Here is a 14,997-nt window from a genome sequence, read left to right as displayed (position 1 = left end):
ATTTCAGGATGCCTTATAGTCGGGGTCCGTCTCACCAAAACCCCTTGCTATTAATCGCTTAGATTAATATTTAATGTGAATTCTTGTATTGAAGGTGTACTGTCATTTGTCAATCTTTGTTCCCAAATTTCAAAATAGTCGTTGGTTGCCAACTCCACTTTAGAAAAAACCCTATTTTCTAAACTATTAGTTTTTATTAATTCGGAACTGTTTTTATTAATAAAAACAATTCTTTGACGATTATCATCTAAACCGTCCATAGGTAAAATTTTTGCATCAATTTGAAATACTCTCTTTTTCTGTCCTAAATATGTAATTCTATTATTTTGTGGTGTTGGTAAACTAAATAAGCGTAAGGCATCATTAATCCCAGAAAAATTTACTAAAGGGTTTATAGAACACTTAAAATATACTGTTCCAATTGTTGACTTAATTGTACTATCATTTATGTAATTATTACTGAAATAGAGTGTTCCTTTATTGTTAAAAACACCACTACTAGCATTCGTGTATTCATTTTCAAAATACACTTGAGTAGAGTCTGAAATATATAAAACGCCTTTGTTAACTACTTGGGAGTAACAACATAAAAAGTTAACTAAAACTAAAACTTTCATTATTATATACTTTCGTCTCATGGATCTATATCTTATCATAATACATCCAAATTAATATCCTTATCCATAAAATCATATTCTTTTAAATAGGGTTTATAGTTGGTTAGAATATTATTAAGTTTTTTAACAGTTAATGGTTTATCAATAAACCCCGCACAAGATTTTTCGTTTTCAGCTTTTTCGATATCTTGAGGATTGGTTGATGATGATAGCATATATATTTTAATACGTTTACACTCACGATTATTTAGCTTATTAAACTCCTTCAAAAATTGAAACCCATTCATTTCTGGCATGTTTATATCTAGAAATATATAATGTGGTATAAAAGTTTGTTTTCTATCGCTTTTAGTCTCAATACTTTTTAACGCATTGATTGCGGAAATCCCGCTTGAAAAAGTTGTTACATTAAACTTAATTCCCAATTTTTCTATAATCCTCTGATTTACGAATAAGTCAATTTTATTATCATCAATAAGCATAATATTCACTTTCATAGCCAAGTAATAATTAATTTATAACAGATTTGGTAAAACAATTTCAAAACAAGTTCCTTTATCTATTTCACTGGTAACACTAATTTTACCATTTAAATCTTCAACGATATTTTTAACTACATATAAACCTAACCCATTCCCTGGAGTATCTTCTATATTTGCTCTATAGTATAAATCGAATATTTTTTTAATGCAGACTTTATTAATTCCTTGTCCGTTATCACAAATACTAATGACAACTTCGTCTTGTAAAGCCTTAACTGAAATATCTATCCGCGGAGTAAAGGTTTTAGTTGGTTTTTTGGAATATTTGATTGCATTCTGAATTAAATTTTGAAATATGGAGTTTAACCATTCCGGGTTTGAATTATAACAGTGATAACTTTCAATATCTATAGAAATTTTATATAACTGAAAATCTTTTGTGCCTGATAATACCTTTAATACATTTTCAATGATTTTATCAAATTCAATTTTAATTGGCACATATTTTTTAGTAGATATTACGGATGCTTGCGTAATATTTTCCACCAAAACCTTACCACTTTTTATAGTTGTATCTAACATTTTGGTTAAAGACGTTACTCTTTCATTAACCTCCTCATCTTTTAATAAATTAATTAACCCTTCAGCCGATGAAAAAGGTGCTTTTAGGTCATGGGCAGAACGATATAAAAACAACTCTAAATCTTTAGTTTTTTGTTTCAATTTATCTTCTAAGCCTTTACGTTTGGTTATATCTAGCATAATCGCACAATAAAAATCATTGTTATCTACACTTAAACTACTTAAAGCAAATTCAACCGGAAATTCTTTACCATCTTTTCGTAAACAATACATTTCAATGGTATCAGCTTTTTGATTCCTTTTAATTTTATTAATGCCCTTCAATAGTTCTTTAATATTCTTCTTTCTAAATTTTTTAGACATTAAAACGGTAAGCGGATGTCCAAGAATTTCTACTTTTGAATATCCAAAAGCTGATTCGGCTCCTTTATTCCATTCTGTAACATTCCCTTTATCGTCAGTTACAACTATAATTCCCGCATTTATTGATTGGTAAATTGACCTATATTTTGAGTGAGCAATGTTACTCTCTTTAAGTTGGTTGTTTTGCAAATAAGATTTTGTGACATTTTTATATAATGCCACATACTTTATAGTATTTTCCACATTATTTTTTACAGGTATTATTGTAGTATCCAACCAGAACGGTTTACCAGTGTAGGAGGTGTCGTTTAAAATCCCTTGCCACTTTTTACCCATTCGAATCGTTTGCCACAAATTTTTATATATTTTATCTGAATGAAGATGAGACTTTAACAACTCATGTGTTTCGCCAATAAGTCTGATTGCATCACATTCCATAATTTCACAAAAGTTATGGTTTGCATACTCAATTCTACCTAAGGCATCAGTTACAGAAATTATAGAATTATCTGTAATAATATCTATTAAGTCCTCATTGAGACTATTTAACAAGTTATATTTAATTGCTTCCATAAAACATGTTTTTCATTTCTAAGCTATACTTCTTAGCAGATTCTAAATTGCTAAAAACACCAAAAGGTGTAATTGGGTTAAATATTCTTTTATAAGTTGATATTAATACTCGTATGCCAATAGTATTCGCAATAAATGCTTCAGAAATTCTAAGTTTTAAAAGTTCTGGGTTATTGGCCATTAATTTTGCGGCTGAAATGGAGAAAGTACCTTTAGTGTTTTGAACATCAATAAGAAATGGCATAGGCTTGCCATTGCATAATTTAGTAATGGCCTTTATATATAAATTCGCCTTACTATAATTTAATTTCGAATTTGAATCGTCGTTATTAAACCTGCAGTAAAGCGTTTCTGAACTATCTGTCCAAAACATAGCATTCTCAAAAATTATAATTTCTTCCATATGCTTTTTCTTAGTAAGAGGCATTAAATTGCTCATATGATTGATTACAATATTTAACTGCATGACTATATTTAGTGGAAATTTTATTTGGGACTATCGTTTCGTTCCCAAAATTGTACAAGTCAAGTAGTAATTTTAAATCGTATGATTGTACCAAAAATGATTTTGAAAGCACCAACGTTTTAATTTGTGAACTACGAGACAAAATCTTAAAAAGATTAATAGCATTAAGTTTACTAATTGTAGTTAGATCAATTAATAATGGCTTGAAGTTACCAACCGTTAATGCCAAAATAACTTCAACAAAAATATCTTCAATTTCAAGAAACTTTTTATCAATTTTACCATTAATACTTGTATGGATTATATTTTGATCCACCCAAAATTTAATGTTATCTATTACAATTTCGTTTTTCATCTTACATTAATTGTAAAATTATACGACAACTGGCGTGCCAAAATACTACTTTGGCAAAATGAACGATATTAAATAATTGATTATCTGATGTTTAGGAAATTTTTTGAAAATTAAACACCATGTAAATAGACACGGAATACCGTGCCTATTTACATGGTGTTATATGTATTAACGGTATTCCGTTACTGTTTTACCGGTTTAGAAATGCCTAGTTTTGCCATTCTATCACGCAAGGTGCTCGGTTTTAAATCTAATAAGGCTGAAGCTCCTTTTGGCCCACTTATTTTCCAATTGCAACGTTCTAGAACTTGAAAAATATGATTCCGTTGAACGGCGTCTAATGACAAATCATTATTACTAATGGTTAGCTTTGTTTTTTGCGTTTTAGATTCAAAACCTGGTATCACCAAAGTATCAGTATTTGCTAATATAGCGGCTCTTTCTATTAAGTTTTCAAGCTCTCTAATATTTCCAGGCCATTCATAGGCTTTAAGTTGATTCATAGTGTCGTCTGGGATATATTTAATATTCTTATCGTAAGCTTTATTAAACTTATCAACAAAATGCTCTACCAACAGTGGAATATCATCTTTTCGTTTTCGAAGTGCTGGTACTTCTATCGGAAAAACATTTAGTCGGAAATATAAGTCTTCTCTAAATTGTTTTTTAGCAATTTCCTCTTTAAGATTTCTATTTGTAGCCGCTATAACCCTTACGTCCAACTTTTTAAGTAAAGTCCCACCTACGACTTCAATTTCACCTTCTTGCAAGAATCTTAATATTTTAGGCTGCATATCTAACGGTAGTTCGCCTATTTCATCAAGAAATAAAGTGCCTCCATCGGCTAATTCAAACTTACCTATTTTATCGCTTATGGCTCCTGTAAACGCACCTTTTTTATGCCCAAACAACTCACTTTCAATAAGTTCTCTTGGAATAGCTGAACAATTAACCTTGATTAAAGGTTTATTGTTTCGAAGGCTGGTATTGTGAATGGCTCTTGCCAACAACTCCTTTCCCGTTCCAGATTCCCCTAACAATAATACAGTAGCATTTGTTGGAGCAACTTTTTCAACTTCAGTTAAAACATTACTAAATTCTACACTGCCATAAACCATGTCTTCGTAGTTAAAAACTAAGTCTAACTCATTCTTTAAATAAACATTTTCTTGCTCTAATTGCTCACGTAAAATATTAAGTTCTGTATTTGCTTTTTTTAGTTCTTCATTGGTGACAACAAGTTTATTTTCTGCTAATTTTCGTTCAGAGCTTTCAATCATAAGCGACACTATATTGGCAATAGATGTTGCAAATTCTTGATCTTCAGCAGTCCATTCTCTCAGAGTATTATCAACATGTTCAAAACAAATTACTCCATAATGCCCTTTAGTACTATTGATAAACACATCCATAAGAGATGTTATATTATTCGGTATTAAATAATCTTCTGCAAACATTTTGGTTATGTCGTTATTTTGGGCGTCTTTAATACGTATTGTTTGATTTTTTTCTAAGGCTTTAAAATAATTGGGGTTATCGCTTTGTTTAATTATAGCTCCATTTTCATGCGAATTGCTTTTAAGGTTAAATTGCTTTTCGCAAAAAATTTCGCTTTTATCTGAGTTAAAACTCCAGACACCTACTCTTTCAACATTTAAAGTTTGAGCAGAAAGCTTGGTTATTTGAGTTAAGGATTCATTAAAATTTTTACCAACAAGATTGGCTAACTCCAAAATAACTTCCTTTTTTTGATTAGACGTTTTGGCTTTTTCTTCTAACGCTTTTTTAACCTTGTCCTCTTCCGTAATATCCTTAACCGTGCCAAACAATGCAATCACTTCTCCATTATCACCTAAAATGTTTCCTGATAAAAATGACGCTATAAACTTCTCTCCATTCTTTCTAAAAAACTCCAACTCAAAAGACTTTGTAATACCTTTTGCTACATCTTCCTTTATTGCTAACATTAACTCTAAATCTTCCGTTTTCGCAAAAGGATAAGGTAAATTGAGCCCAATGAGCTCTTCCTTAGCATATCCAAGCATGTCACATAGAGAATTATTGACCATTATAATCTCCCCCTCAAGATTAACAATTAATAAGCCTTCTTGCATCGACATGATTAGCTTATCAGAAAACTCTTTTGCAGCTTTTAAAGCAATTTCAGCTTTTCTACGTTCAGTAATATCTAAAACAGTCGCAAAATCTGCTGTTTTATCCCCGTCTTCGTTGTATGTGCTAGAAATAAATATTTGAACAGGAAAACGAGTGCCATCTTTATGTATATAAACACTTTCAAAATCCTTTATTGGTTTACCTTCTTTTAGCAATTGATAGCGCCTATCGTTTTCTACTTTTAATTCAGGGGGTAAAAATGAATACGGTCGCTTTTGTCCAATTAATTCTTTTTCAGTAAAACCAGTCATTTCACAAAATGAAGGATTCACACTAACAATTTCTGAGTTAAGGTTTAAAACAACTAACCCTTCATTCATGGACTTTAAAAGTCCAGTGGAAAATTCTTTTGCCTGCTTTATTTCGTTAAGATTTTTTTTCCATTCAGTAATATCACGAACAATACCTAAAACCTTACCGTCATTTTGTAGTTTAGCTGATATTTCGGCTTCAATTAAAGTACTATCCTTACGTTTAAGCTGTCTTTCATATGTTATGGCAATACCCTCTGATAATAGTTTTTTGTTTTGGTCATTTTGGATAATATGACCAACTACAAAATCTTGAAATTTTAGTTTTGAAAATTCATTTTCCGTGTATCCTAATGAGCTTGCTGCTGCTTTATTAAAGTCATAAATAGTGCCATCTAATGAATATGAAATTATCGCATCACTAGCTTGATCTACTAAAGATTTATAGGATTCTTCCCTCTTTTTAACTTCAGCCATTATGTTATATTTTACAATGGCTATTTTTGCAAGCTTTACAGCAGAGTTTAATTCTTGTATATCATTTTTAGAAGGTGTTTTTACTGAATTACTATAAATAGCAAAGGTACCTAACACTGTTTTATTTTCAGAAAATATAGGAACAGACCAACATGATTTTAAATTGTGCTCTAATGCAATATCTTTATAGTCTGCCCATAATTTATCTTTACTGATATCGGAAACTATTACTGGCTTTTTTAAAAATGCAGCTGTTCCGCACGACCCCGCTTGTTCACCTATAACGCCTCGTTTAATAGCATGGTTATAAGTTTTTGGCATTGATGGAGCCGAAATAAGGTCTAAATGAACACCATCCTTTTGAAGTATACTAATGGAACCCATGTACTCTGGGTGAAGAGATTCATAATTTAAAACAATATGATTAAAAATCTTTTCTAGTGAAGTGTTTTTAGCTATTAAATCTAAAATTTCGTTTTCACTAACTAATGCCTTTTGCGCTTTAATACGCTCTGCTACTTCATTTTCAAGATCTAAATTTTTTTCTTCAAGTTTATTAATTAGTCGTTCACTATATTCCTTTAAAACTTCTTTCTCAGTAAATTTTACTTGCTTTTTTGATTGTTTACCTGGTTTGTTTTCAGATAACAACCCTTGAACTAAATTTACTATTTCATCAGGGTCTGTTGGTTTTCTTAAAAAATGAGCAGCACCAAGTTTTAAAGCAAAATCTTCATCAAGTTTTTCGGTATAGGTAGAAGTGTAAAAAATAAAAGGGATGTCTTTAAATGATTTATCTTTTTTACATGCCTGACAAAACATATAGCCATCCATAACTGGCATTAATATATCTGAAATAATTAAGTCAACTTTGTTTTTGTGTAGTTTTTCTAATCCTTCCTTTCCATCATTGGCCTCAACTACTGAGTAATTTGCTTGTTCCAGTATTACCTTAAGCAAATAAAGGTTTTCATAAGTATCATCTACGATTAAAATAGTTTTCATTTATGCTAATTCTCCTTTTTCGCATTATAAATTTTTTCCATCTGACTCACAAATTTTTCAGGATTTATTGGCTTTTCTATATAACCATCTGCTCCGGCTTCCATAGCCTTTTCTCTATCTCCTCCCATAGCGTAAGACGTAACTGCTATAATTGTAGTATTTTTGGGCAACCCATTATGTCTTAATTTAAGGCATATCTCATAACCATCCATATCTGGTAATTGAATGTCGATTAAAATTATTTCGGGATGGTTTGCATGTGCTAACTGTAATCCATCAACCCCATTATAAGCCTCCAATACGTTGTAACTACTTTTTGTTAGTAGATATGACAACATATACATATTTTGCTTATTATCCTCGATTATTAAAATAGTTGGTTTCATGCTTTACGGTAATAAATTTAATATCAGAATGTTACTAGCTAAATATATTAAATTTGATTGTGTAATCTTAATTTTTATCGTCGTAATTTTCTAATGGTAAAGTAAAGGTAAATGTACTACCCTTTCCTAGCTTACTTTGTACAGAAATAGTTCCACCTAATTTTTCAATTAAATTTTTACTAATTGCGAGACCTAAACCTGTGCCTTCGTGATTACGACTAAGACCCGATTCAAGTTGAATAAAAGGCATAAACAGCTTCACGAGATTTTTTTCGCTAATTCCAACACCTTGATCAATTATCTGGGTTGTTAAAATATTATCTTTTACGTTCACTTTTACAATTATAGTACCTTCATCTGAGAATTTAATAGCATTTGAAAGTAGGTTAAGCAGGATTTGTTCAACCCTTCTTTCGTCACTTACAAGTGTTATCTCAGTTTCTAAAACCTCCGTTTTTAAAGTAAGTCCTTTAGCGGTTACTTGTGGCAATAAAAAATCTACGGTGTTTTTTAAGGAAGCTAGGTAGTTAAAAGGGTAAAATGTTACTTTTAATTTTCCTGCTTCAATTTTAGAGATGTCTAAGATATCATTTATTAAGCCTAACAAATGCACGCCGCTATTTTTAACCATAGCGAGTTGCTTTTTTTGTTCTTTATTTAATGGTCCTGCTAATTCTTTTAATAAAATACCAGTAAAACCTATAATAGAGTTCATCGGAGTTCTTAACTCATGCGACATAGTGGCTAAAAAAGCAGATTTCATTAAATCGGCAGATTGCGCCTTTACTTTTTCTTTTTCCAATTCAACAGATTGGGCATTTATATCTTCCAAAAGGTTTAATAGAGCTACTTTACTATCATTTAGTTCTTCGGTTCTTGAATTTACCAAGTTCTCTAAATTATTTTTATATAATAACAATTCATTTTCATTATTAATCCTTTCGGTAATATCAGAAAGAATGCCAATATATCCGTACTCATTGTTATTTATGTCCATGAGCTTAATTGCCTTTGCGGCTACCCAAGTAATTTTTCCTGCTTTATTCTGAATTCTGAATTCTGATATAAAATCATTGTTGTTGAGAAGTGATTCTTTCCATTCTTCAATTACGCTTTCTTTATCTTTTGGGTGTAATGCGTTTTGCCAACCGCTTCCCATGGATTCTTCAAAATTCAACCCAGAATATGCCATCCATTGCTCATTAACATAAGTACATTCTCCTTTTTCATTTGCATTAAAAATTCCAACTGGAGCGTTAGAGGTTAGACTACGATACAATAACTCACTCTTTTTTATTTGCTCACTTGTGGTTTCATGTATAAGTTTTAATTGTGCTTCTTGCTCTTTTAGTTTACTAGTTATAAGTTTACTTACGCGCTCTGATTGCCCCATCAAATAAAACACACCCAAACCTCCAAGAATTGCAATTATAAAACCAATTATTGAAAACGATATTGCCGTATTTAAAGAGTTTTTGGTTTGCGCAACATATAGTTTCCATTCGCCAAAAGGGATTTCAATAGGTATCGCCGATTCTTTAAAAAGTGTTACATCGCTTTCTAAAAAATAATCCTCTTTTCCTGTTTTTGGATTTACCCTTGACAATTGGTAAACGAAGCGCTTATCTTTAGAAGTATTAATATTTAAATCATTAAAAAAAGTAGAAAGTTTTGTAACCACTGCCGAAAATCCTGAAAATTTATCATCTATAAAAATGGGTTGTCTACTTATGATTCCAACACCTCCCTGCTTTAAATTAACAGGACCAGCAACAAAAAAATCTTTTCTTTTTATGGTGGCAAGCGCACCACTCATAGCTTCGTTGCTTTTTATAATATTAAAACCGACAACTTCATTATCCTTTAATGGATATACATGTGTGATTGTACCTGTACTATCAACTAACTCTACTACATCAAAATATTCTTGTCTATCTAATAAATCAATTGCTATGTTATCAAAATCGTTGGGTATTCCGTTTCGTTCTACAATATACGCTAGTGCCTTAGTTGCTGAGTAGCTGTACATAACTAAGGCTTGCAGTTTTTCTTTTATTATACTTACCTGAGCATCAATTTCTTTTTTTTGCTCATTTTCATTAATTAAATACTTCTGATATGCTATATATTGGGAAATAGAAAACAGCACAATAAAAGCTAGGAGTCCCGCTACCAAAGGTTTTTTTAAGAAAAGAAAGAATCCATTACTCTTCATGATAAAACACAGTTAAATGATTCCCTTATTTTAAAAGTTGATTTAATTCTCATTTTTATCCTGAAGGTCTTTAATAATATTCTTAAGTTCTTTCATTCTTAATTCTCTTCCTACAAACAATTTATTCATGCGTTGTAACTCTTCATTTTTCAAATTAACTTCTTCGGTTCGTTTTTCTACTAATTCTTCAAGATTATTTCTGTGATTCTCAAGTTCAACTTCAGCTTTCTTACGGTCGGTGATATCTCTTATAATCCCTATTAAAAACTTGTTATTTTTACTATCAATAAATCTAGTTTTCTTTGTAGAAATTATTTTCGTTTCTTTTCCTTCTAATGTTAAAGTTTCTTCGTTAATATTTTCAATTCCAGTAGATATAACATGTTTATCTATACTTAAAAAGCTTTCTCTTTCTTCTGGAGGAACATTTTCTGCTAATGTTTTACCTATAACATCTTCTCTTGAAAGGTTGAAAATTTCACAGAAAGCATCATTTACTAAAAGCAAACGGCTTTTATGGTCTTTTACAAATACAGGGTCTCCAATATTATTTATAATATTATCGAGGTATTTTTCGCTACTTTTAATTTGATCTTCAATTTCCTTGCGCTTGGTAATATCCAAAGTCATACCTATATAGCCATACAAATTATTGTTGGCATCATAGGTTTCAACAGCCTTAACTGATATCCAGGTGATGTTATTATTCTTTTTATTCTGAAATCTGAATTCTATATTAAAATCCCCTCCAGTTAAAACATACTGCTGCCAAGCTTGAACAACTCTTTCTCTATCTTCTGCATATATGGCATTAGACCAACCAAACCCCAAGGCATCATGAAAGGACATACCTGCATAATTTAACCACTCTTCATTCACATAATTACACGAGCCTTCTTTATCTGTCTGAAAAATCCCTACTGGCGCGCTAGACGTTAATCGGCGGAATAAAAGCTCACTATTTTTTAAATCCTCTTCGGCTTGTTTGCGCTTAGAAACGTCCGTGGCTACAATACCCAATGCCATTGGTTTTTTGGTAGCACTGTCATGTATTAAAAAACCAGACATCTCAATAGGTATTAAATCGCCTGTTTTAAAACTTTTAAACTGCGCTTCTCCTTTCCACTTATTCTTAGTAAAAATGTTGGGCATGTGTTCATTTACAATCGTGTCGTGATATTCCACCGGGAAAAAATCTGAAATGGATTCCGGCAGTTTTTCATTTTCGTCTAATCCAACTAATTTTCTTCCATTAGCATTTAAATAAATGGGCTTGCCTTCTAAGTCTGCTAAACCAATAAAATCATCACTGGTTTCCAATAAAGAAAGTAACATTAGGTTATTAGTATCTGCTTCTCGTCTAGCAGTAACATCTCTTGTAACACCGAGTAATGAAATAATTTTTCCTTCGGTATCTCTAAACGGAACTGAATGTGTTTCTAACCATCTTTTTGTGCCTTTAATACCTTTAATTTGGAATATGAGTTGCCTTGATTGACCTTCAAAAACATCGACAATAAGTTTTTTAAATGCCATTTGATGTTCTTTACATACTAAGTTTAAAACAGACTGGTTTTTAACCATTTCTAAGTTATCTGCTTCAATCATTTCTAACCCTGCAGGGTTCATATACAACAATTCACCCTTTCGATTAAGTTGTTTTATACACTCTGGTTCTGTTTCTAAAATGGTTCTTATGTGGTTTTCACTTTCTTTTACAGCTATTCCTGCCTTTTTCTGCTCAGTAATATCTGTGAAATAAATTGTTAAGCCATCAGGTGACGGGTACACCCTGTTTTCAAACCATTTATCCATGGGCTCATAATAGTCTTCAAAATATATTGTTCTTTGAGTTTCAACAGCCTCATAATACACTTTGTAAAAAGAACGATTTACACCATCCGGAAACTCCGTCCATATATGTTTTCCAAGTAAACTTTCAGGTGTTTTTCCTAAAAATTCTGCTGCTTTATTATTTATATAGGTATAACACCAATTAGTATCAAGTGATACAAATCCATCTGAAATATTATGCAGAGTAGTTTCTAATTGTGATGTTAATTTCCGCTCTACTTTTGCTTTTTCAATTTTAAGGTCTTCATATTGTTTTCTATACTTTATTATAGAAAAAATATCCCTTTCTTGTTTAGCTATAAAAGTTGATTTTTCCTTTTCTCCGTCTAAATACTTAATATATAAATATAGTGTTAAAGCATATAAAGTGGCTGCAACAGATTTCCCTAAAACATGGCTAAATAATGATGTTTTAAGTGTTGGTGTTCCATAAAATAAAGCTAAATTAAATGCAAACGCATCAAACATTAAAATAGTCCATAAGGATATAAACAAAATTATAAAATAAGGCAGCTTTTTAAATTTTGTTATTAAGTACTGATAAAGAATTGCAATGAGTAAAAAATCTATAAATAATATGGCGGTTCCGCTAAATAAGTACTTAAAGTTTATATCATAAATAGAATATAAAGGGGTTGTTATATTATTAAGCTTACTGCCTATTACTTGCTGTATATGTGTGATTTCGAATGCAAAAGACAAGATGACATTTGAAATTACAACTCCTATAATAAGCGCTCGAGCGCTTGCAACTCCTTCTTTTATATAAATTAATAAAACTGCAAATAATAACCCACTAAATAAAATAATGGAGCCTGGGTAAATTACGTAATCATCAAAAAATCTGAAACTAAAGGAAGTTCCCAAATTGGCTTGTAAAAATTGTAAAGCTCCTAAAACAATGTAAAGAGGAGCCAGACCAATCCTGGATCTGAGTTTGAATAAAATAAGAATACTTGATATAACAAGTATAAACTCAATGATTATGGTTGCGTAAATTTCCATATACTTTATTCCATTGATTTTTTTATTGAACTTTGTTACTCTTAACTAAAACCGCTTATACTAACAGCAACAACCTATTTGCTAATGGTTTATAAAAAATTTGATAATGAATTTAGTATAAAATCAATATGAAGTAATATTACCGTGAAATTGACTTTATTAAAATATGAGACATCATTTTCCAAACATTCGTAAGATACGATTTGCGTTTAAAATAACAACTTGAAGTTTTTAATTTTTATAGAATATCCCAAAAACAAAAAAGCATCCCAATCTTCTATAAAGAAAAAAGGAAAGCTTTCCATTGGTTTAACTACTTAAACCTTTAGTAAACACTTAGTGTTTACTAACAACACAACTTCTTTAACTTGCCAAAAAAAGCCCTAATCTCTTAGAGCTTTTAGCAATTTGGCGGTCTGGACGGGACTCGAACCCGCGACCTTCGCCGTGACAGGGCGACATTCTAACCAACTGAACTACCAGACCGTTGCATTATTGCGGTTGCAAATATACACGCCTTTTTTTATATCTCAAATGTTTTTTTGTGTTTTTTGTATAAAATTTTAACTAAACAAACTTTTGGCGTTCTATCATATATGTAGTCAGAATATTATTAAAATCTTTATTAATATCCGCCTCTACATACTTTATCTTGTACTGCGCACATTTAAGCCTCAATGCTTCAAAATAATCCTCAACAGCTTTATTATAGTTTTCCTTTATAGAGTCGGCATACAAATTAATATACTCGCCCGTTTCAACATCTACAAAACGCTTCGGTTTATTATCAAAATCAAATTTTAATTCTTTAGACTTATCAAATACATGAAACAAAATAACTTCGTGCTTGTTATACTTTAAATGCCGTAAAGCTTCAAAAAGCTTTGTTTCATCCTCATTGGTCTGAAACATATCGGTAAACAGAAAAATCATCGAGCGTCGGTGAATTTTCTCTGCTATTTCATGTAAATACTTATAAGTTTCGGTTTGTTTGTTTAAGGGCTTTGAAATAACTGCCTCACTTAGATGATTCAATAGCATTTGATGGTGGCGTTCGCTCCCTTTCTCCGGGGCATAGTAATCATATTCATCGCTATAAATACTCAACCCAACAGCATCGCGTTGTCTTTTTAAAATATGCATCAAACACGCTGATGCTAAAACCGAAAAACCAACTTTATTCAACCTATCAATAGAAAACGTATCCATTTTCGGGTAATGCATCGAGCTACTATTATCTAAAATAATATGACAACGTAAGTTGGTTTCGTCATCGTACCGCTTCGTATAGAGTTTGTCGGTTTTTGCAAATAGCTTCCAATCAATATGTCGAGTGCTTTCGCCTTGATTATAAATTTTATGTTCAGCAAATTCTGCCGAAAACCCATGAAACGGACTTTTATGCATCCCCGCAATAAAACCTTCAACTACTTGTTTAGCAAGCAATTCTAGGTTTTTAAACCCTTGCGCTTTATTAAGTTCGTTTTGTAAATTCATATGCCCCTCTTAATCTCCCCAAAGGGGAGAAACACTCTTGTAAAAAAATGTATTTTACAATTTAAAAAACCACTCCAATTAACCACCTACTCTATTACCGCAACAGTAAAAATCCCTCCCCTTTGGGGAGGTTAGGTGGGGCTTTTTTTATATTATCTTATCAACAATTCCGTACGCCAGTGATTCCTCTGCACCCATCCAATGGTCACGATTAAAATCCTTCATCACTTTTTCAAAGGTTTGTCCGCAATTATCAGCCAAAATTTTAGCACTTAACTCTTTAGTTTTTAAAATTTCTTGTGCTGTAATTTCTATATCACTCGCTTGTCCACGTGCACCACCACTTGGTTGATGTATCATTACACGAGCATGTGGCTGTATAAAACGCTTTCCTTTGGTTCCCACAGATAAGAGAATTGATCCCATACTTGCTGCTAACCCAGTACATATTGTTGAAACATCACTTTTTAAAGATTTAATGCAATCGTACATAGCAAACCCCGAGGTTACATAACCTCCAGGGCTGTTAATATATAAATGAATGTCCTTTTTTTCTAAAGCATCCAAATATAGTAATCTGTCTATAACATGTTTAGCAGATTTATCATCTACTTGACCCCACAAAAACACTTTGCGTTCTTCAATTAATTTGCTATCAATAGCATCTTGTACTTTTATTGGTTTACTCATTCTT

At 31.4% G+C, this 14,997-nt stretch carries 11 protein-coding genes and 1 tRNA gene; all 12 read right to left on the bottom strand.

The features are described 5' to 3' along the window. Positions 1-50 precede the first annotated feature (50 nt). Entirely contained in the window at positions 51-617 is a 567-nt protein-coding gene (locus L3X39_RS04695; protein ID WP_237230590.1) for a hypothetical protein, read from the bottom strand. Between the two features lie 35 nt (positions 618-652). Then, positions 653-1,114 (bottom strand): response regulator, encoded by a 462-nt coding sequence (locus L3X39_RS04690; RefSeq protein ID WP_237230589.1) that lies wholly within the window; start codon positions 1,112-1,114, stop codon positions 653-655. Positions 1,115-1,132: 18 nt separating this feature from the next. Beyond that, positions 1,133-2,617 carry a PAS domain S-box protein gene (locus L3X39_RS04685; RefSeq protein ID WP_237230588.1) on the bottom strand — a complete coding sequence of 495 codons (1,485 nt, stop codon included), beginning with the start codon at positions 2,615-2,617 and terminating at the stop codon, positions 1,133-1,135. Then, complete coding sequence (locus L3X39_RS04680; protein ID WP_237230587.1) at positions 2,604-3,083, bottom strand: DUF7793 family protein; 480 nt, start codon at positions 3,081-3,083, stop codon at positions 2,604-2,606. The genes L3X39_RS04685 and L3X39_RS04680 overlap by 14 nt, the downstream gene beginning before the upstream one ends. After that, positions 3,031-3,438, bottom strand: coding sequence for a hypothetical protein (locus tag L3X39_RS04675; RefSeq protein WP_237230586.1), 408 nt, complete (start codon positions 3,436-3,438; stop codon positions 3,031-3,033). Before L3X39_RS04675 ends, L3X39_RS04680 begins: the two co-directional genes overlap by 53 nt. A 182-nt stretch (positions 3,439-3,620) precedes the next feature. Further along, positions 3,621-7,346, bottom strand: coding sequence for a sigma 54-interacting transcriptional regulator (locus L3X39_RS04670; protein ID WP_237230585.1), 3,726 nt, complete (start codon positions 7,344-7,346; stop codon positions 3,621-3,623). Between the two features lie 5 nt (positions 7,347-7,351). Next, on the bottom strand, positions 7,352-7,732 hold the full coding sequence (locus L3X39_RS04665) for a response regulator (RefSeq protein WP_237230584.1): 381 nt from the start codon (positions 7,730-7,732) through the stop codon (positions 7,352-7,354). Between the two features lie 67 nt (positions 7,733-7,799). Beyond that, complete coding sequence (locus L3X39_RS04660; protein ID WP_237230583.1) at positions 7,800-9,947, bottom strand: sensor histidine kinase; 2,148 nt, start codon at positions 9,945-9,947, stop codon at positions 7,800-7,802. Between the two features lie 42 nt (positions 9,948-9,989). Beyond that, complete coding sequence (locus tag L3X39_RS04655) at positions 9,990-12,806, bottom strand: PAS domain-containing protein (RefSeq protein ID WP_237230582.1); 2,817 nt, start codon at positions 12,804-12,806, stop codon at positions 9,990-9,992. Positions 12,807-13,215: 409 nt separating this feature from the next. Beyond that, positions 13,216-13,292 (bottom strand) — tRNA-Asp (locus tag L3X39_RS04650). An 81-nt stretch (positions 13,293-13,373) separates the two neighbouring features. After that, entirely contained in the window at positions 13,374-14,303 is a 930-nt protein-coding gene (locus L3X39_RS04645; protein WP_237230581.1) for a DUF58 domain-containing protein, read from the bottom strand. Between the two features lie 147 nt (positions 14,304-14,450). Next, positions 14,451-14,993, bottom strand: coding sequence for a ClpP family protease (locus L3X39_RS04640; RefSeq protein WP_237230580.1), 543 nt, complete (start codon positions 14,991-14,993; stop codon positions 14,451-14,453). Positions 14,994-14,997 lie beyond the last annotated feature (4 nt).

The organism is Flaviramulus multivorans, from assembly GCF_021728415.1.
GTDB classification, from domain to species: domain Bacteria; phylum Bacteroidota; class Bacteroidia; order Flavobacteriales; family Flavobacteriaceae; genus Sabulilitoribacter; species Sabulilitoribacter multivorans.
Note: the sequence above shows the minus strand (reverse complement) of the source record. Positions and strands in the feature narration are given on the sequence as shown.